Origin of the sequence: Mesonia sp. HuA40, assembly GCF_008017835.1 — a bacterium.
Classification (GTDB): Bacteria; Bacteroidota; Bacteroidia; order Flavobacteriales; family Flavobacteriaceae; genus Mesonia.
In genome coordinates, this window is sequence record NZ_VRLT01000059.1 from 137923 (window position 1) to 158440 (window position 20518).

General features: G+C 34.9%; 19 protein-coding genes. 11 read left to right on the top strand and 8 right to left on the bottom strand.

Translation table 11 applies throughout. From position 1 onward, the window contains the following. Positions 1–72: 72 nt before the first annotated feature. The 3 genes from FT993_RS10350 to FT993_RS10360 are packed head-to-tail and all read right to left on the bottom strand — an operon-like array spanning position 73 to position 3494. Positions 73–1122, bottom strand: coding sequence for an NAD(P)-dependent alcohol dehydrogenase (locus FT993_RS10350; RefSeq protein WP_147862477.1), 1050 nt, complete (start codon positions 1120–1122; stop codon positions 73–75). A 3-nt stretch (positions 1123–1125) separates the two neighbouring features. Further along, positions 1126–2373 carry an NAD(P)/FAD-dependent oxidoreductase gene (locus tag FT993_RS10355; protein ID WP_370450893.1) on the bottom strand — a complete coding sequence of 416 codons (1248 nt, stop codon included), beginning with the start codon at positions 2371–2373 and terminating at the stop codon, positions 1126–1128. Between the two features lie 5 nt (positions 2374–2378). After that, positions 2379–3494 carry an alkene reductase gene (locus tag FT993_RS10360; RefSeq protein ID WP_147862478.1) on the bottom strand — a complete coding sequence of 372 codons (1116 nt, stop codon included), beginning with the start codon at positions 3492–3494 and terminating at the stop codon, positions 2379–2381. Positions 3495–3667: 173 nt separating this feature from the next. On the opposite strand from FT993_RS10360, the gene recQ reads away from it, so the two are divergent. Further along, positions 3668–5776 (top strand): DNA helicase RecQ, encoded by a 2109-nt coding sequence (gene recQ / locus FT993_RS10365; RefSeq protein WP_147862479.1) that lies wholly within the window; start codon positions 3668–3670, stop codon positions 5774–5776. 5 nt (positions 5777–5781) lie between these two features. Beyond that, a complete protein-coding gene (locus tag FT993_RS10370; protein WP_147862480.1) occupies positions 5782–6216 on the top strand; it encodes a thioredoxin family protein in 435 nt (144 codons plus the stop codon). Between the two features lie 9 nt (positions 6217–6225). On the opposite strand, the gene FT993_RS10375 is transcribed toward FT993_RS10370, so the two are convergent. Next, complete coding sequence (locus tag FT993_RS10375; protein WP_147862481.1) at positions 6226–7341, bottom strand: DEAD/DEAH box helicase; 1116 nt, start codon at positions 7339–7341, stop codon at positions 6226–6228. A 177-nt stretch (positions 7342–7518) separates the two neighbouring features. Between FT993_RS10375 and FT993_RS10380 the strand changes: the two genes are divergently transcribed. Together FT993_RS10380 and hpf are read left to right on the top strand one after the other, a co-directional pair. Further along, positions 7519–7947: an arsenate reductase family protein gene (locus FT993_RS10380; protein ID WP_147862482.1), complete on the top strand. Its 429-nt coding sequence runs from the start codon at positions 7519–7521 to the stop codon at positions 7945–7947. Positions 7948–8042: 95 nt separating this feature from the next. Then, positions 8043–8348 (top strand): ribosome hibernation-promoting factor, HPF/YfiA family, encoded by a 306-nt coding sequence (gene hpf, locus FT993_RS10385; RefSeq protein ID WP_147862483.1) that lies wholly within the window; start codon positions 8043–8045, stop codon positions 8346–8348. A gap of 68 nt (positions 8349–8416) precedes the next feature. On the opposite strand, the gene FT993_RS10390 is transcribed toward hpf, so the two are convergent. The 3 genes from FT993_RS10390 to FT993_RS10400 all read right to left on the bottom strand — a co-directional run bounded on the left by FT993_RS10390 (position 8417) and on the right by FT993_RS10400 (position 11683). Continuing rightward, complete coding sequence (locus FT993_RS10390) at positions 8417–9112, bottom strand: OmpA family protein (protein ID WP_147862484.1); 696 nt, start codon at positions 9110–9112, stop codon at positions 8417–8419. Positions 9113–9123: 11 nt separating this feature from the next. Beyond that, positions 9124–9609, bottom strand: coding sequence for a lipocalin family protein (locus FT993_RS10395; protein ID WP_147862485.1), 486 nt, complete (start codon positions 9607–9609; stop codon positions 9124–9126). Between the two features lie 94 nt (positions 9610–9703). Further along, positions 9704–11683 (bottom strand): thiamine pyrophosphate-dependent enzyme, encoded by a 1980-nt coding sequence (locus FT993_RS10400; RefSeq protein WP_147862486.1) that lies wholly within the window; start codon positions 11681–11683, stop codon positions 9704–9706. A 149-nt stretch (positions 11684–11832) separates the two neighbouring features. Between FT993_RS10400 and FT993_RS10405 the strand changes: the two genes are divergently transcribed. The 5 genes from FT993_RS10405 to FT993_RS10425 all read left to right on the top strand — a co-directional run bounded on the left by FT993_RS10405 (position 11833) and on the right by FT993_RS10425 (position 16982). Continuing rightward, entirely contained in the window at positions 11833–12792 is a 960-nt protein-coding gene (locus FT993_RS10405; protein WP_147862487.1) for an isopenicillin N synthase family oxygenase, read from the top strand. Positions 12793–12794: 2 nt separating this feature from the next. Beyond that, the gene (locus tag FT993_RS10410) at positions 12795–13127 is read left to right on the top strand and encodes a translation initiation factor (RefSeq protein WP_147862488.1); all 333 of its coding nucleotides are present in this window, start codon (positions 12795–12797) and stop codon (positions 13125–13127) included. A gap of 12 nt (positions 13128–13139) precedes the next feature. Beyond that, positions 13140–14021: a nucleoside phosphorylase gene (locus FT993_RS10415; RefSeq protein ID WP_147862489.1), complete on the top strand. Its 882-nt coding sequence runs from the start codon at positions 13140–13142 to the stop codon at positions 14019–14021. 61 nt (positions 14022–14082) lie between these two features. After that, positions 14083–16137, top strand: coding sequence for a polyphosphate kinase 1 (gene ppk1 / locus FT993_RS10420; RefSeq protein WP_147862490.1), 2055 nt, complete (start codon positions 14083–14085; stop codon positions 16135–16137). Continuing rightward, positions 16134–16982: a substrate-binding domain-containing protein gene (locus FT993_RS10425; RefSeq protein ID WP_147862491.1), complete on the top strand. Its 849-nt coding sequence runs from the start codon at positions 16134–16136 to the stop codon at positions 16980–16982. The genes ppk1 and FT993_RS10425 overlap by 4 nt, the downstream gene beginning before the upstream one ends. Positions 16983–17155: 173 nt before the next feature. Here FT993_RS10425 and FT993_RS10430 read toward each other — a convergent pair whose 3' ends face one another. Beyond that, the gene (locus FT993_RS10430) at positions 17156–17821 is read right to left on the bottom strand and encodes a uracil-DNA glycosylase (RefSeq protein ID WP_147862492.1); all 666 of its coding nucleotides are present in this window, start codon (positions 17819–17821) and stop codon (positions 17156–17158) included. Between the two features lie 45 nt (positions 17822–17866). Between FT993_RS10430 and FT993_RS10435 the strand changes: the two genes are divergently transcribed. Continuing rightward, a complete protein-coding gene (locus FT993_RS10435; protein ID WP_147862493.1) occupies positions 17867–20050 on the top strand; it encodes a DNA mismatch repair protein MutS in 2184 nt (727 codons plus the stop codon). Then, complete coding sequence (locus tag FT993_RS10440; protein WP_147862494.1) at positions 20047–20463, top strand: thiol-disulfide oxidoreductase DCC family protein; 417 nt, start codon at positions 20047–20049, stop codon at positions 20461–20463. The genes FT993_RS10435 and FT993_RS10440 overlap by 4 nt, the downstream gene beginning before the upstream one ends. Positions 20464–20518: the final 55 nt, after the last annotated feature.

A 20518-nucleotide genomic window follows, 5' to 3' on the forward strand; every position in this document is an offset into this window, starting at 1 on the left:
TTTTACATTTTCTGCAAAATTACAAAATAAATTGGCAGCGTGTTTTTATAAATTTGAGTTAGTGGTATCTATTTAATTTCTTAAACTCTCGAGATCAATAACAAATCTATATTTTACATCGGCATTAATAACCCGCTCATAGGCTTCATTTATGTAGGGCATATCAATTAGTTCAATATCACTAACCACATTATGTTCCCCACAAAAATCAAGCATTTCTTGTGTTTCTTTAATTCCACCAATAAGTGAGCCAGCTACACGTTTTCTTCCCAGTATTAAATTTCCTCCGTGAACGGGTTCTAGCGGTTCAATTGCACCCACCATTACCATAGTAGCGTCTATTTTTAGTAATCTGAGATACGGATTGATGTCGTGTTTTACAGGAATGGTGTTTAACAGTAAATCAAAACTATTAGCCATTGTTTCCATGGCTTGCTTATCTTTTGAAATTAAAACTTCATCGGCTCCAAGCCTTTTGGCATCCTGTGATTTGTTTGGTGAAGTGGTAACCATTACCACGTGGGCTCCCATGGCCTTTGCAAATTTTATCCCCATGTGTCCTAATCCTCCTAAACCAATTACTCCTACTCGATCACCTTTTTTTACGTTCCAATGTCTAAGTGGTGAATAGGTGGTAATGCCTGCACACAATAGTGGTGCTACAGCCTTTAAATCTAAATTCTCAGGTACGCTTAAAACAAAATCTTCTTTGACCACAATTTTTTCAGAATAACCACCATATGTATGGCCGCCTAGATTTTGGTCTTTACCATTATAAGTCCCCACCATACCATTTTCGCAGAATTGTTCTAGGTCTTGTTTGCAAGGTTCGCAGTTCTGGCATGAATCTACCATACAACCTACTCCTACCTTATCACCTATTTTAAATTTCTTTACGCCGTTACCAATAGCAATCACTTCTCCTACAATTTCATGTCCTGGAACCACAGGATATTTAGATCCTTTCCAGTCATTTCTAACGGTATGAATATCACTATGACAGACACCGCAATATAAAATCTTAATTTTTACATCATCGTGTTTTAAATCTCTTCTTTCAATTTCTAATAACTCTAAAGCAGCAGTTGGCGACTGTGCACCATAAGCTTTTACTATACTCATAATTTAATAATTTAATTTTTCTAATTCGATTATTCCCATTGCTGCCCGTTCGCCACTTAACATCGCTGCGTTTACAGATGCATTAAGCATTTGGTCTCCTGCCAAGAAAATACCATCTTTTAATAAGGTTTCACTTGGCATAATATCATATTCTACAGGTTGTAAAATGGGCAATGCCTTTGGTATAAAAAAATGAGTGAGGAATTCTAGTTCTTGAATTCCTACATAACTCATTAATTCTTTTTTAATTCTTTTAATTAATTCTTCTTGGTTTAAACCATGTTTTTTTACAATCGTAACCGATAGTAAGTAGTGGCCTTCTTTCTTGGCTTTTTTTTCTTCTATAAATACAATATTATTTATGAGAGCATCTTTTTGCGGAAGTAATCCAATATAATTAGAATCTATCTTCTTTTCTCTAGTGATAAAATATAAATTATCACAAGAATGCCAACTTGTTTTTTGATTTTTAAGGTTTGGTACTAAATTACTGGCATCGGTTGCAATAATCGTATAATCCGAATGTATTGCTTCATCATTTTCAAGAAGAATCTTATTGCTTTTCACCTCTTTTACGGCTGTATTCATCCATATTTCGGTGTTTTTTAATTGACCTGCTAAATGTTTAGGAAGTGTAGCTATTCCATTTTTAGGTATACTCACCTTACCCTCAGAAAACATTTTATAGATAAACTCAAACATTCTACTACTAGTTTTTAGTTCATCTTCTAAAAAGATACCACCAAAAAAAGGCATAAAAAAACTGTCAATTATAGCTTCTGAAAAACCGTAATCTTTTAAATAATCAATGGTTTTTAAATCTGGAGAATTAAAAATTTCTCCAATGCTTTTCTTTTTTAAGGATTGACTGAGCTTAAAAATTTTTAATTTGTCTTTAATGCTGCCTACAGATGAGGATAAAGTTCTAAAAATAAGTTTTGGACTTCGTGTGAAGTCACCTAATACTTCCCATTTAGAATTTAAGTAAATGCTTGCGCCCGGTTCAAATGATTTCAGTTGCAACTGATCCAATTTCGCATATTCTTGTAATTTTGGATATGCCTCTAACAATACTTGAAAACCTACATCTACTTGGTAGCCTTTTATTTTTTTAGTTTGTAAACGGCCACCGATGTGATTTTCTTTTTCAATAATAATCGGTTGATAACCAAATCTTTCTAGGACTATAGCTGCCACTAGTCCGCTAAGTCCCGATCCTATAATATGTATTTTCTTATCCGGTATTTTCAAAATTGTTACAATTTATTAAGAAAATGCTTTTTAGAAACTATTGGATAGTCTGTATATCCTTGAGCGCCCTGAGTATAAAAAGTTTCTTGATCCCAATCGGTTAGTGGAAGTTTTTCCTCAAATCGCTCTACCAAGTCTGGGTTAGAAATAAAAGGTTTACCGTAACAAATTAAATCTGCTAATTTCTTTTCTAAAAATGCATTGCCTTTTTGTAGATCAAATCCTCCGTTAATTATTAAATTTCCTTGATATAAAGGCCGAAAATGTTCGGCGATATTAGAAACCGCATAAGACACTTCAGAAACATCAGTAAAAGGCTCAGATAAATGAACGTAGGCTAGATTATAATTATTTAATCGCTTAATGATGTACTCAAAGGTAGGAATTGTTTCTTCATCTATTTCAATACCAAAAATGTTATGTGCGCTTGGGTTAAACCTTACCCCTACCCGATTTTCGGGCACTTCTCGAATAACAGCATCTAAAACTTCAAAGAAAAATCGTGCGCGATTCTCAATACTTCCCCCATATTGATCGTCACGAACATTGGAACATTTATTAAAGAATTGGTGAAAAAGGTAACCATTAGAAGAATGAATCTCTATCCCATCGCAATTAGCACGAAATGCATTTTTGGCCGCTTGAACAAAGTCGTTTTTTGTGCGTTCTATCTCTTCCAGCGACATTGCTTTTGGCGTAACTGTATCTTTGAAACCTTCTGGAGTAAATGATTGTGTGTTAGGATTTATGGCTGACGGCGCAAGTGGTTTTTCACCGTTTAAAAAATCGGGATGAGAAATACGCCCTACGTGCCATAATTGCATGAAAAATACACCTTTAGCTTCGTGAATTTTATGGGTGACTTTTTGCCAGGCTTTTACTTGAGAATCATTGTAAATACCAGGTACATAAATATAGCCAGCCCCATGGGGAGAGACATTAACCCCTTCAGAAATAATAAGACCTGCGCTAGCCCTCTGTTCGTAATATTTACCATGCAAGTCAGTTGTAGGAATTAATTTGTCATTATTAGCTCGACTTCTAGTCATTGGTGCCATTACCACTCGATTAGCCAGTTGCAGGCCCTTTAAATCAAAAGGTTCTAATATAGGTTGTTTCATATTCTTTAAATTTAGGCTAAAGGTACAAGTGCTTTCTGAGAACAGGCGATTAAAAAATACTAAAATTAGCTTAAAAAATGTACCCGTAAATACAAGTTGTTCCCATTCAAAAGCCCGAGCTTTCTTTATATTTTATATTTATTCTATTATATTGCTAGTTAAAATAATTTTAGATGCATACTGCTAGTGTTTTAGAAGAAAAAGCTAATACTGCTTTAAAAAAGTACTTTGGTTATGATCAATTTCGTGAAAACCAGCAAGAAATAATTCAACATTTTTTAAGTGGCCAAGACGGACTTGTAATTATGCCTACCGGAGGGGGAAAATCAATTTGTTTTCAATTACCCGCATTGTTATTTGAGGGTTTAGTGCTGGTAATCTCGCCTCTAATTGCTTTAATGAAAGATCAAGTTGATGCTTTAAATGTGAATGGTATAGAGGCAACTTATTTTAACAGCAGTCAATCTGCAACCGACCAACAAGAGGTTTTAAACCAAGTTGTACAAAAAAAAATAAAGTTGTTGTATGTAGCGCCAGAAAGTTTGCCGGGCCTACAACCTATACTTAATAGCAAGTATATTTCGGGAATAGCGATTGACGAAGCTCACTGTATTTCTTCTTGGGGGCATGATTTTAGACCTAGTTACCAACAATTAGGTTTTCTTAAAAATCAACTTCCAAAAGTTCCTATTTTAGCTTTAACCGCTACAGCCGATAAAGCTACGCGAACCGATATTCTCAATCAACTAAATATAACACAAGCTCGTTTATTTTTAAATTCATTTGACAGACCTAATATTTTTTTGACGGCAAGACCTGCGGTTAATCGGGTGCAGCAAATTTTTGATTTTATCGAGAATAAATCCGGCGAAAGCGGAATAATTTATTGTTTAAGTCGCAAAGGAACAGAAGGTTTAGCTGCTAAATTACAACATAAAGGCTATGAAGCCGAGGCTTATCACGCGGGGTTAAATTTTGAAGAGCGTAACCGTATTCAAGAAAATTTTGTTCGAGATAAAACCAAGATTATATGTGCTACCCTAGCTTTTGGAATGGGCATAGATAAAAGTAATGTGCGCTATGTTATTCATTACAATATGCCCAAAAATATAGAAGGCTATTATCAAGAAATAGGGCGTGCTGGAAGAGACGGTTCGGCATCAACCGCGTTGTTGTTTCATACTTACGCCGATATTATTCAATTGCGTAAATTTACCGAAGGAGCTGGAAATGAAGAGTTGCAAAATGCCAAATTAGATAGAATGAAGGAATTTGCAGAAGCTACGCATTGCAGGCGTCGTATCCTATTAAGTTATTTTGGTGAATTCATAGAGAAAGATTGCGGTCATTGTGATAATTGTAAAAACCCACCTGTTTTTTTTGATGGACGAATATTGGCTCAAAAAATACTGTCTTGTATTGCTAGACTTAAACAACAAGAACCCGCTTCAATGGTGATTAATGTCTTAAGAGGGTCTCAAAATCAATCTATCCGAGAAAAAGGCTATTATAAAATAAAAACCTACGGAACGGGAAAAGACATAGCATGGCAAGAATGGCAGTACTATTTAACTCAATTGATAAACCAAGGATTTTGTGAAATTGCTTTCCATCAAAACAACCATTTAAAGTTAACTCAACTTTCTAAAAAAGTGTTGTTTGACACCTACCCTGTACAACTAAGTAAACCTCAAGAAGACAAAAAGCAGTTTAGTAAAGTCATTTCAGAAACAACAAGCAAACCCAAAGATTTGTTTACTTTGCTTAAAGCACTGCGATTACAAATAGCTCAAGCAGAAAACGTACCGGCATATGTTATTTTTAATGATGCAACGCTAAGAGAAATGGATCGCGAACGACCGCAGACAGAAGAAGACTTATTGAGTATTAGCGGCGTTGGTCAACGCAAATTAGAAGTCTATGGACCTGAATTTATAGAGGTGATTAAAACTTTCCTAGATCAAAAAAAGAGTAAGAAAAAGATAAGTACCTATATAAAAACCTTAGCCCTTTACAAAAAAGGCAAAACAGTTGAAGAAATTGCAATTACCCGTGGTTTAAACCAGACCACTATATTTTCGCATTTAGCAAAACTATTTGAAGAAGGTGAAGCCATAGATTTAAAACAATGGGTTGATTTATCTACGATTAAACAAATAAAAATTGCTAAGCAGGCTTTAAATAACCCAGAGCAGCTAAGACCCTATTTCGATTTTTTTGAGGGAAAAATTCCCTATGTTCAAATTAGGTTAGCACTCAACTATCTTAAAATTAACCCTTAGTTTAAATGAATAATTTAGTTATGAATAAAGTTTTGATTCTTTTATTCTTCCTTTACGGATTAAGTGCAGATGATTCTAATTTAAAAAAGGGAATCGATTTCTTTAAAGGAGATATAGAAGAAGCAATGGATGTAGCAAAAAAAGAAGATAAATTAATTTTTATTGAATTTTATGCCTCTTGGTGTGGAGTTTGTAAAAAACTGAAAAAGGAAACTTTTAAAGACAAAGAGGTGGGCGATTTTTACAATAAACATTTTGTAAATTTAAAATACAATGTAGAAAAAGAAGAAGGTCGCTATTTAGCACAACAATTCAATGTTAGAGCCTATCCCGCGCTTATTTATCTAACTGAGGATGGAAAAATTTTAGGTAAATTTACCGGCTTCAAAGCTCCCTACCCGTTTATACAGCAGGCAAAGATTTTTACCTCTGCTCGCTAATCATAGGTTTTACTTTAATTTTTTAAAGCTAAAATTTAATTTTTGTGAAATCTCCTTCATTTCGGGCATTTCGTGTGGTAATATCAAAGCTATCGAAAAACCAGTTTTTCCAGCCCTCGCTGTTCTTCCACTACGATGGGTATAGTACACCACTTGGTCGGGTAATTGATAATGTAATACAAAATCTAAGTCTTTCACATCTATACCGCGTGCGGCAACATCTGTAGAAATTAAAAATTGAAGACTATCGTTTTTAAAAGCACGCATTACTTTCTCTCTTTCTTTTTGTTGCATATTGCCTTCTAGTGCAGCAATAGAAAAGCCCTCTTTTTTCAATAATTCATTAATTTGTTGCGCCTGTTTTTTTGTTCTGGTAAAAACAATACCTTTCTTATCTTTTTTGTAATCTAATAACTGAATAAGTACATCGTTTTTATTTTCGCGAGTAACGGGTACATATTGATGGGTAATGTTTTCATTAACCACAGATTTTTTAATTGTGCTTATCTGGGGTGCTTTAGGGCTTAAGTATTGTTTTACAATTTGCTGTATAGCTCCAGGCATTGTAGCCGAGAACAGCCACTTTTGCCCTTGATTTTGAGTAGACTTTAAAACAAAATCTAGTTCATCTTTAAATCCGAGACTTAACATCTCATCCGCTTCATCTAAAACAAGAAGGTTTACGTTTTTCAAAGCTATTTTTTTGCGTTTTATTAAATCTACTAATCGACCTGGGGTGGCTACAACAATATGAGTTGGTCGGCTTAGATTTTTGATTTGAATTTCGATTTTTTCACCGCCGTAAACCGCTTCAACAAATATTTTAGGCTCAGCGTATTTCGTGAATTTAAAGAGTTGTTTTTTTATTTGCAAAACCAGTTCTCTGGTAGGAGATAAAATTACAGCCTGTATCTGTTTCATATGTGTATCAATTTGTTGCAATAGAGGTATTCCGTAAGCAGCTGTTTTTCCGGTACCCGTTGGAGCCAAGCCAACAAAGTCTGTAGGACCATCAAGTAAAACCGGGATACTGGCTTCTTGAATTGCTGAAGGCTCTTTGATATTAATTTCCGATAAAGCTTGTACCAAATTTTTATTTACTCCTAATTGCTTAAAATTTCCCATCTGTAATTTTTTGCAAAGGTATTTTAATTATTTGACAATAAGAGATTAATTTCTTGATATCAAGATTTATTTAATGCGTTAAAATACCTATCATTTTTCTTAAAGCTATTATAAAGCATTAGGTAAATAAGTTTAAAAATAGTTACTTTCTATTCTATTAACTTTAAAAATAAAACTATGGCATTATTAGCAAGAGATGACAGGCAAATGGTCTTGCTTTATCATCCAGATATTGAATTAGGAAAACAGTGTTTTGCTACAGCACAAGCAGCAGAAATAAAAGTGTTAAGCATAAACCTTGAAAAAAATAATATATCGGATACAGAATGGGTTGAAGTAAGTAAACTTTTAAATAAGTCATTGCCAGAAATGATTAACCAACAGCATCCTGTTTTTAAGGAAATCTATGGCGATTCTCAACCTAAATTAGATCAGCACGATGCAATTAAAATTTTGAATAAGCATCCTGAAACTTTAGTGTATCCCATAGCTATTCGTGGTAACCAAGCGCTACAGGCCACAAAAACAGCGGATATTACCAAACTCTTTAGCTCTGATTCAAAGGGATTTGATAAAAAAGCTATAAAATCGAATGAGAACCGATAGCAAATGCTGATAAAAATCAGTATTAATAGTAGTTAAAAAATAGGAAATTTCTGAGGTAAAACGTATCTTAGAGTAAATTTAAAATAATAAGCAATATGGATATCAATTTCAATTATGTTCACGTTAAAGCGAGCGACAGATTAGAACAAGTTATAAAAGACAAATTAGATAAACTAAAAACAAGATTTGACTTTATTGTTGGAGCCGAAGTATATCTTAAAACAGAAAACTCAACAACAAATGAAAAAGGTAGAATTTGCGAGATTAAAGTCAGCTTACCTGGACCATTAATTTTTGCATCGGCAAATGAAGAAAATTTCGAAATGGCCATTAGCGAATGTGTGAATGATGTAAAGAGGCAATTGCAAAAGAAGAAAGAAAAAATGGCAACTCATCATTAAATGCATATAGTGATATAAAAAAAAAGTCTTCGCAATTTGCGAAGACTTTTTTATGTTATAAATCAAGATTATTCTGCTTGTTTCTTAGCTTCTTCTTTTAACTCTTCATTGGCAACAATTGCTATTTCTACCCGTCTGTTTTTAGCTCTCCCGTCTACAGTAGAATTATCATATTTTGGTTGCTCCTCTCCGTACCATTTTGTAGTAAAACGTGAAGACGATAAGCCTTTAGAAGTTAAATAATTGGTAACAGACATAGCTCTTTCCTTAGATAGACTCATATTGTATTCTGCTCTTCCCGTGTTATCGGTATGTCCTTCAACCAAAATATTAGTGTTAGGATATTCTTTAAATATTTCGGTTAGCTTAGCTAGAGTTTCTCTAGACTTCTCATTGATGTTACTCTTATTGGTAGCAAAATAAACACCGCTATTTTCATCAAAAGTTACACTTATACCCTCTCCTACACGGGTAACCTCTGCTCCTGGCACTTGTTGCTCAATCTCTTGAGCTTGCTTATCCATTCTATTTCCGATATATGCACCAGCTGCGCCACCTACAACACCACCAATTATGGCTCCTAGTGCGGTATTATTTCCATCTCCTACGTTATTTCCAATTATCCCACCTATTACAGCTCCACCGGCAGCACCAGCGGCACCTCCTTTTTGTGTGTTATTAGCGTTTTGAATTGCGTCACATCCTGTAAAAATAAATGCAGTTGACAATAAAATAGCAAGCGATTGATTTCTATATTTTTTCATAATACGTTTTTTTAATAATTATTTTTAACAAAATCCATGCGAATTACAAAAGGTTTGCCTTCAAAGGAAACCGTCTGCTCCCAAGTCATATTACTTTCCGATAATTGGGTTAGACGAAGCTTAAATCCAGTTTTAACAAATCTTGCTTTTTGACCGTCCTTTAAAACCTTTAGCGTAAAATAGTAAAGTCCTGAATTTTCATCGGTTTCTTCAACCGTCCAAACTATTTCTCGAATCTCTTGTTCGCAATTAGCTCCTGATAAACTATACTGTCCCTGATTGTTGTTTGATACAAAAGACCAATTAGAGCCTCTAAAACAGTTGGCCTTGGCATCTTGAAAAAGGTTGACATCTACAAATCCTGAACTTCCTGGATAACTGATATCAGTTAAGGTCCAATCTCCTTTAAAGGTTCGTTCTGCTTGACGTTCTACCTTGGTGGTACCACAGGCTTGAAGAAGTAAAGCAGAAATAAGCAAAATTACAATTCTGTTCATATTTATATTTATTTGGTTCAATCCAAATATACCTTAAGCTGCTAATGGCTTGTAATAAATTAATATTTTTTAACTATAATTTGTTAAAATGCTATTAATATGCCATCAATTTTTCTAAGCTCTCCTCTAGCCTTTTCTTCGCTAAGAAATTTCTCTCTAAATCACTTGCAAACGGAACCGGAGTGTCTAAGCTTGCTACTCTAAAAATAGGAGCGTCTAAAGATTCAAAGCATTTTTCTGTTATTGTTGCCGAAATATCTGATGCTATGCCTCCAAACATAGTGTCTTCTTGTAAAATTAGCACTTTACCTGTTTTCTTTACGGAATCAAAAATGGTTTCCCAATCTATTGGTTGCAAACAACGTAAGTCAATTAAATCCGCCGAAAGGTTCTTCATTATATCTAAGCATTCAATAGCCCAGTGAACACCAGCACCAAAGGTTATGATACTTACATCATCCCCATTTCTTAAAACAGAGGCTTCTCCTATGGGTAAGCTATAATAATCTGTCGGTACTTCTTGACGAATACTGCGATACAGCGCCTTGTGCTCAAAAAACATTACCGGGTTAGGGTCTTCTATAGCCGCCGCCAGCAGACCTTTGGCATCATAAGGGAAGGCCGGATAAATAACCTTTAAACCTGGGGTTTTGGTGAACCAAGCTTCGTTGGTTTGGCTATGAAAGGGTCCGGCACCTACACCTGCGCCACAGGGCATACGTATAACAACATCTGCATTTTGTTGCCATCTATAATTAACCTTAGCCAAATAATTTACGATGGGATTAAATCCTGAACTTACAAAATCTGCAAATTGCATTTCAACTATACTCTTATAACCATTTATAGATAATCCCATTGCCGTACTTACAATTCCTGACTCACAAATAGGGGTATTGCGTACCCGATCTTTACCAAATAATTGTAAAAAGCCTTCGGTTATTTTAAAAACACCTCCATAATCGGCAATATCTTGCCCCATGATAATGCTGTTTTCAAATTTTTGCATACTTTGTTTCAAACCTAATGAAATGGCATCTACAAAGCGCATTTCTTCTTTAATATTGGTTTTGGGTGCTATAATATTGGGCTCGTGAGATGCATAGACATCTGCTAACTCAGTATCAATTGTTGAATGAATTGGCGCTTCTGCATTGGCAATTTCAAGATGCTGATTAATTTCGGCTTTAATAAGATCTTCTTGATGTTCAATTTCTTGTTGATTTAAAACACCAGTTTTAAGTAAATAGGTTTTAAAGTTCTCGATGGGATCTTTCTTAGACCATGCATCCATTAAGGATTTTGGCACGTATTTGGTTCCACTAGCTTCCTCGTGACCACGCATTCTAAAAGTCTTAAATTCTAATAATACTGGTCTAGGGTTTTTACGAATGCTTTCAGCTAAAGCTGAAACTTGCGTATAAACTTCAATAATATTGTTTCCATCAATAATATGAGATTCCATTCCGTAACCTATTCCGCGGTCAGCTAAATCTTTACAATTATATTGTTCTGCAACAGGCGTAGATAGTCCGTAACCATTATTTTCTATACAAAACAAAACGGGCAAACTCCAAACTGAGGCAATGTTTAATGCTTCGTGAAAATCACCCTCACTGGTGGCTCCCTCTCCGGTAAATACGGCTGTAACTTTCTGTTCTTTTCTTATTTTATGTGCTAGTGCAATACCATCGGCTACGCCTAATTGCGGCCCTAAATGAGAAATCATTCCAATAATTTTATACTCTTGCGTGCCAAAATGAAAACTGCGATCTCTCCCTTTGGTAAACCCACTAGCCTTACCTTGCCATTGTGCAAATAATCGTTTTAAGGGCACTTCTTTAGAAGTAAAGACGCCAAGATTTCTATGCATGGGTAAAATATACTCATCTTGCTTTAAACTTAGGGTAACGCCAACAGAGATGGCTTCTTGACCAATACCGCTAAACCATTTTGATATTTTGCCTTGCCTTAATAAAATAAGCATTTTTTCCTCTATCAGCCTTGGCTTTAGCATTTTAACATAAAGCTTCTTAAGCTCATCAGGAGTGAGATTATGATTTGAAAAATCCATATATTAATTCGTAAAATTCTCTTTAAAAAATCAATCTCAAATTTATAAAGATATTTGAAAGTTGCTAGGTTTCTTCCAAATTAATTATCAAGCCATTTTATACTTATAATTTTAATATATTTGTGTATTCATTTTTTAATAAAATAATCATGGCATACACGAATATACCTAGCGTTAATTTGGCAGATTTCATCAGTGATGATCCTAAAAGGAAAGAAAAATTTGTTCAGGAAATAGGTAAGGCTTATGAAGAAATAGGCTTTGTTTCTTTAAGTAATCATTTTCTTAGCGATAATTTAGTAAAAGAACTTTATAAAGAAGTTAAAGCATTTTTTGATCTGCCTTTAGCGGTAAAACAGAAATATGAGATTGAAGGTTTAGGCGGCCAACGCGGGTATATATCTTTTGGTAAAGAGCATGCTAAAGGTAAAAAAGAAGGCGATTTAAAAGAGTTTTGGCATTTTGGGCAAGAGCCAACAGACCCTGACCAGTTGGAAGAAGAGTATCCTGAAAATGTAGAAGTAAAAGAACTACAAGATTTTAATAAAACCGGAATGGAAGCTTATAGAATGCTTGAAAAAACTGGAATTTATGTACTTAGAGCTTTGGCTCTATACATCGGGTTAGACGAGCATTATTTTGACCAATGGGTACAAGATGGAAATAGTATTTTAAGACCTATTCACTATCCGCCTATTACGAGTGAACCAGAGGGTGCAGTAAGAGCAGGTGCCCATGGTGATATTAACTTAATTACGTTGTTAATGGGTGCTTCTACTGGAGGCTTGCAGGTCTTAAGAAAAGATGGACAATGGATAGACGCAATACCTAATGAGGATGAATTAGTGATAAATGTTGGTGATATGCTAGAACGCCATACCAATAATAAGTTGCGCTCAACTATTCACCGAGTTATTAATCCGCCTAAAGAAGAATGGGATAATCCTAGATACTCCATTCCCTTTTTTATGCATCCTAGAAGTAGCATGAAGCTAAATTGCTTAGAAGAATGTGTGAATGAAGATAATCCTAAGCAGTACGAAGATATTACCGCTGGTGAGTTTTTACACCAACGCTTAGTTGAAATTGGTCTTATTGATAAAAAATAAATATGGATTTAGAAGATCAATTAAAAAAATTATTCCCCGATCATCAACCCGAGGAAAACAATGATGAGCCTACAGAAGAGCCTGATGGTTTGTGGCTTCAAGAAGAGCCATTATTGTGTAAATATGAAAAAAGAAAAGGCAAACCTGTTACCATTATCTCTGGGTATACTGGAGCACAAGAAGACTTTAAACAATTAGCAAAAGAACTAAAAACTCAACTGGGTGTAGGTGGCTCTTTTAAAAATGAAGAAATTATTATACAGGGTGATTACCGACCTCAAATCATGGAATCACTTAAACAAAGGGGGTTTAATGTAAAGCGCGTAGGCGGATAATAAATAATTAGAATGGAAGCAATTAAAGAAAGTGAGTTAATCTTAAATCCCGATGGTAGCGTTTATCACCTCAATTTACTACCCCATCAAATAGCCGATACCATAATAACGGTAGGTGATCCTAATCGGGTTGACCGAGTAGCAAAACATTTTGATAACCTTGAGCACAGCGTTGATAAACGAGAATTTCACACCAAAACAGGCACATACAAAGGAAAACGATTTACCGTTATATCTACTGGTATAGGCACAGATAATATAGATATAGTAATCAATGAGCTAGATGCACTTGCCAATATCAATTTAAAAACGCGTATTCCTAAATCAGAACATAAGCAATTGACTTTTGTGCGTATCGGTACTTCTGGATCTATACAAAAGAGTATACCAGTTGATTCGTTTGTTGTTTCTGAAAAAGGATTGGGTTTTGATGGTTTGATTTTTTATTATGAAAGCGATAAGGCGATTAATTCTAGCTTTACGGAAGCCATTCAAAATCACTTAAAAATTCATCCGGGTAAACCTAAACCTTATATTATTGATGGCGATGAGCAGGTTGTAAAGCTTTTAGCTGAAGGCCAAGGTATTAAATTGGGAATCACAGGGTCAAATGTAGGATTTTACGGTCCGCAGGGTCGTGTGCTTCGCGCAAAATTGCAGGACCCTAGCTTTATAGACCAATTGGTCGAATTTAAGTGCGATAATAAAATAATCACCAATCTAGAAATGGAAACCAGTGCCATATTTGGGCTAAGTAAAATATTAGGTCATAGAGCCGCGGCAATCAATGCAATAATAGCCAATAGAGCAACGGGAAATTTTAGTGAACAACCCAAAGAAAGTGTAGATAGGCTTATTTTATACACGCTTAACCAATTGGTAAAACTAAACTGATTTAACAAACTATTAAAAACATCCCCTCCTTTTTATTAGTAGTTTTGAGCAAATTCAAAAAATGAAAGAAAGCCACGACGAAAATTATAAACACAGGGACTTAGATTGGCTAAATTTTAATAAGCGCGTCTTGCAAGAGGCTCAAGATCGTGTGAATCCGTTATATGAACGCATTAAGTTTTTGGCGATTTTTTCCTCTAATTTAGATGAGTATTTTAGAGTTCGGGTTTCTCAGTTGCGCCAAATTAAAAAAGTTGAGAAAAGTTTACGAAAAAAATTAGTTTTTAAACCCAACAAAAAGGTAAAGCAAATTTTAACCAAGGTTAAAACCATGCAAGCCGATTTTGGAAAAGTTTTTCACGATGAAATAATACCCGATTTAGCTCAAAATGGAATATTTCTGTTAAATGAGAAAGATTATAATTCAAAACAAACTAATGAAGCAAAGCAACTGTTTCAAAACGTACTTAAACCTAAATTAGTTACTCAAATTATTTCCTTTAACGATGAAAAGCCTGTCTTCTTAGAAAATGACACCATATATTTCTTTGTAAATTTTAAGGGAGATAATAACGCAGGTCTTGTCAATATACCCTTTCCAGATTTCGGTAGGTTTTACGTTTTTAATGATAAAAGTAAAGGTTTTTATATAACGTTTATCGATGATATTATAAGATTGAAGATGAATGAAGTATTCCCTGGAGAACAAATTGAAGGGATTTACGAAATAAAAATGTCGCGTGATGCCGAACTGTACATCGAAGATAAATACGATGGTGAATTAGCCGAAAAAATATATGATTCTTTAGCTCAACGCACCAATGGGCAACCTACCCGCCTACTCTACGATGCCACCGTTCCTCAAAAACCCTTAAAAGCCTTGCGCAAGCATCTTCAATTAGGTAAAGTAGACCTAATGCCTGGTGGCCGTTACCATAACTTTAGTGATTTTTTTGATTTTCCTATTCCTGAAAATAAGCTAAATTTAAAAAAAGAGGAATTAAAGCCTTTAAAACACAGAGCTTTTATTAATAAAGAAGATTACTTTAAAGTGGTGCAAAACAAAGATGTTTTGGTTCATTTTCCTTATATGGATTTTGCTGTAGTTGAAGAATTCTTAGAGCAAGCCGCCCAGGACCAATCGGTTACCGATATTAAAATATCTCTTTACCGTGTTGCCGATGAATCTAAACTAACCAGCTCTTTGATTAAAGCAATTAAAAATGGCATAACGGTTACGGTTTTTATTGAAGCTAAAGCACGTTTTGACGAAGAAAACAATATCATTTGGGGGCGAAAATTTGAAAAATTAGGAGCCAAGGTAATCTATAGCTATCCTAAAATTAAAGTACATTCTAAGGTTTTTCTAATCAATCGTATTGAAAATGGCGAGAAATGCCGCTATGCCTACATAGGTACCGGCAATTTTAATAGCGAAACCAGTAAAATCTATTGTGATCATGGCATTTTTACCGCTCACGAAAAAGCCACAAAAGAATTGGATAGATTATTTAAAGTTCTTGAAGGAGAATTGATTATACCCCGGGCGAATCACCTACTCATATCTCCGTTCAACACTCGTAGAACCTTTACGCAATTAATATTGCAAGAAATTGATAACGCACGGGCGGGTAATGAAGCCAAAATAGAAGCTAAACTAAATTCACTAGAAGATCAAGAAATTATTAACTTACTGTATAGAGCGAGTCAAAGCGGTGTTAAGATAAGGTTGCTGGTACGCGGATTTACTTGTCTGCGTGCAGGAGTAAAAGGACTTAGCGAAAATATTTTTATAACCAGTATTCTTGATAATTATTTAGAACATGGTAGAATTTATGTTTTTCATAATAATGGAAACCCTAAAATGTATATGGGAAGTGCAGATTGGATGGAACGTAATTTAGATAGACGAATCGAAGTACTTTTACCAATTATTGACGAATCTATTTTTAAAGAGCTTCGTATAATATTAAATTTGCAATTTCAAGATAATCAAAAAGCACGTATTCAAGATCACTTGGAAAATAATAGGTATGTAACCAAAGATAGAGGAGAAAAACCAATACGCTCACAGGTTGAAATTTATGCCTATTTAAAAGAAAAACACGAAGCATGAAAGAAATAAAAATAGGTGGTGTGCCCGAGCATTTCAACTTTCCTTGGCACAAGGCAATGGAGCAGGGAAAATTTAAATCTAAAGACATTAAGGTGGTTTGGGAAGACTTTTATGGTGGTTCGGGCCAATTAATTAAATCCCTAGCCAATGATCGCATAGATATTGGAATTATGCTTACAGAAAGTGCTATACAGGCTATAGAACAAGACTACCCCTTTCTAATTTTACAAAAATTTGTTGATACGCCACTTATGTGGGGAATTCACGTGGCTGAGAATTCTACTTTTACCAATGTAGAACAATTACGGGGTCAGAAAGCGGCCATAAGCCGGCGCGGTTCGGGTAGTCATCTCATGGCTTTTGTGCATGCCAAACAACAAAATTGGGATTTAGAAAAGTTAACTTTTGAAAACGTAAAGAATTTAAACGGAGCCTTGAAAGCTCTACCCCAAGATCAAGCCCAGTATTTTTTATGGGAACATTTTACAACTAAGCCTTTTGTAGATCAAAAAATTTTTAGGCGCCTGGGAGACATTCCAACGCCTTGGCCATGTTTTGTATTGGTAGCAAAAGAAGCATTTATACTAAATAATAAAGAATTACTTGAAAGTCTTCTAAACGTTATTAATCAGCTATCAGCCGATTTGAAAGAACAAACCAATTTAGTCGATGAAATTGCCGAAAAATATAAACTCGATAAAACGGATGTTGAAAAATGGCTTAACCAAACGGAGTGGAGTCAAAATAAATTAAGTGAGGCTGAATTAGAGGAAATTCAGAAAGAGTTATTAGCCTTAGGTTTAATAAATTCACGTTCAAAGCACCAAGATATTTGTGTAGTTTAAAAATTAACGCAACCTTTGCGCCTTTTTTGCATCTAGTGAGTAAAGGCCAGAGATTATGATTGTTTTTTTAATTGTTTTAGCAGTATTGTTGTTTTTAAATTTAATTTTATTTCTTTTTAGTAGAAATAAATTGGAAAATCAACCAGACTCAGAAAAGTATGGTGTTGAATAACCTACCATTGTATAGGATTTTCTCCTTTACGGATTAAAATTTCGTTAGCTTTACTAAAATGCTTGTTTCCAAACCAATAGCCTCTATTGGCACTTAAAGGAGAAGGATGCCCGCTAAGGAGTACATGGTGTTTTTCAACATCTATTAATGTTTTCTTTTTCTGAGCAAATCCGCCCCAGAGCATAAAAATTACACCACTTTTTTCTCTAGAAATAGCTTGTATACAAGCATCTGTAAATTGCTCCCACCCCATTTTTAAGTGGCTACCAGGTTTTTTCTCTTCTACGCTTAAACTTGCGTTTAACAAAAGTACACCTTGCTGCGCCCACGCACTTAAATCGGTTGTGATATGAGGTTTCACTTGTAAATCCTCCTCGATTTCTTTAATTATGTTGCGCAAACTAGGAGGTGCCTTTATACCATTGGGTACAGAAAAAGCTAATCCATCGGCTTGGCCAGGCCCGTGATAAGGATCTTGCCCCAAAATAACTACTCTGGTTTCATCAAAATCACACAAATTAAATGCTCTAAAAATAGATTCAGGAGAGGGGTAACAAGTTTTTTTGCGGTAAACATCATTTAAAAATGAAGTTAAATCCGTAAAGTAATCTTTTGTAAATTCTTTTTCCAATACCTTTGTCCATTGCTCACTTAAGGTAAATTCCATCAATAATTTATTTAAATTTGTACCGACTACGAATGTAGAAAAACTATGATTAAGATTTCAGAAAAAACACTAACAGATTTAGAATTTAATCAAATTGGCGAACAACTAGCCGAAGCTTGTATTACCAGCAACGGTAAAGATTTAGCTTTGAATCTAAAGCCATACCCAAGCGTTGAAGCTAGTAAACAATCGCTGTTTCAAACCCAAGAATATAAATCTTCTGCTTTTGAAGAAAAACCCGTTCCTAATCACGGCTTTGATGCAGTAGACAAAGAAATCAAGCTTTTAAAATTAGAAAATAGTGTACTTGAATTACTGAGTTTTCGAAAGATTTTTTCTTTGGCGCAAACTACAAATATTCAGCTTAGGTATTTCCATAAATACCAAGAACTTTATCCTAATTTATATCAGCGCAGTCAAGAGGTTTATTTTACTACTCAAATTGAGCAAGACATATCGGCTATTGTTGATGAGTATGGCGAGGTGCGCAGTGAGGCTTCTAGCCTGCTTCAACAAGTTAGGCGATCTATACAAGCGGTTCAAGGCCAATTAAACAGTAGTTTTAATTCGGCACTAGGGCATTATAATTCCTTGGGCTTTTTAGCCGATATTAAAGAAAGTGTAGTCGATAACATTCGGGTTTTGGCAGTAACGGCCATGCATAGAAAAAAAGTAAAAGGCGCCGTGCTAGGAAGCTCTAAAACGGGAAGTATCATATATATTCAGCCCGAACGCACTTTGAATCTTGAACGTGAATTGGGGAATTTAGTGTTTGAAGAAAAAGAAGAAATCAGACGCATCTTAAAGGCTTTAACCAATACCATAAGGCCACATGTAAACCTTTTAAAGGCCTATCAAGATTTTTTAAGTTTTATAGATTTAACGGCGGCTAAGGTTAAATATGCCAAGCGTATGAATGGCGTTTTGCCTATTCTTTCTGAAGATCAAGAATTAGACTTAAAGGATGCGTATCATCCGTTGCTGTTACTTAGTAATCAGGCTAAGGGAGTCAAAACCTACCCGCAAAGTATTCAATTAAACGAACAAAATCATATCGTAGTAATCTCTGGACCCAATGCGGGCGGTAAAAGTATTACCCTTAAAACCGTGGGGCTTTTACAAATAATGCTACAAGCGGGTATGTTAATACCTGTACACGAATACTCGCGTATGTGCTTTTTTAATAAAGTTTTAACCGATATTGGCGACAATCAAAGTATTGAAAACCACTTGAGTACTTACTCGTATCGTTTAAAAAATATGCGGTATTTTTTAAAACAATGCGATGCGCATACTTTGTTTTTAATCGATGAATTTGGAACGGGAAGTGATCCTGAATTAGGTGGTGCATTAGCCGAAACCTTTTTAGAGGTGTTCTATGAGAAAAAGTCATACGGTATTATCACAACGCATTATGCCAACTTAAAACGTATGGCCCAGGAAACGCCAGGCATTAGCAATGCTAATATGCTTTTTGACGCCCAAACCTTAGAACCTCGGTTTAAGCTGCATCTAGGTGAAGCAGGAAGTTCTTTTACTTTTGAAGTGGCACAAAAAAATGGTATCCCTTTTAGTTTAATCAATCGCTCTAAAAAGAAGGTTGAACGCGGCAAATTGCGTTTTGATAAAAGCATTGCTAAATTGCAACAAGAACGCTCAAAATTGGTTAAAACCACAACCTCTCTTAAAGAAAAAGAACTTGTAGCGCAAAAGGAAAAACAAAAACTAGACGAGACCAACAAACGGATTCAAGAAAAGTTAGAAGGCTTTCAAGAGTTGTATGATGGTAACCAAAAGTTGATATATTTAGGTCAAAAATTTGAAGACTTAGCCAAAGGATTCTTTGAAAACAAGAAGAAAAAAGCAATGGTAGCAGAATTTCTTAAACTAGTAGCTATAGAAAATTCTAAGCGCAAAAAAGCCAATAAAAAGGAAAAGCAAAAACAGGCTACAGCTAAAAAGAAATTGGCACAAGAAGCACAGCAAAAAATAGAGAAAATAAGACAGAAGAAAAAAGAAGAAAAAAAGAAAGAAGAGAAAAAAGCAAAAGAGAAAACGGTAAAGCAATTGGCATCGTTTGGTATTAATGATCGGGTGCGTTTAGAAGGTAGTCGCTCTATTGGAACAATAGACCGTATCGAAAAAGGAAAAGCATTGGTAAATTACGGAATGTTTACCACCGAAACTCCTCTAAAACAATTAGAGTTAGTTCAAAAAGCAAAAAAATGAGAAAGGAATTACCAGTAAATAAAAAAATTATTTTGTTTGATGGCGTTTGTAATCTTTGCAACACTAGTGTAGATTTTATTATAAAGCGGGATACCAAAGACGTTTTTCGGTTTGCTTCTCTACAAAGCGATTTGGGAATGCAAATGCTCGCTGAGCGCGGAATAGATACCCAAAAAATTGATTCTATTGTATATATTGATCCAGGAAATACTTATGAAATAAAATCTGATGCCGCCTTAGCAATAGCAGCCGAATTAAAAGGTTGGCCGAAAGTAATAAGCTATTTTAAATTTCTGCCTACGGGTTTTCGAAATACGATTTATGATATTGTAGCTAAAAACCGATACCGTTGGTTCGGGAAAAAAAATACCTGCAGATTGCCTACTGAACAGGAAACCGCTAAATTTTTATAAATAGTTTAAATAAGTTCAAAAAAAATCTGCTTGCATTCGCAAGCAGATTTTGTCT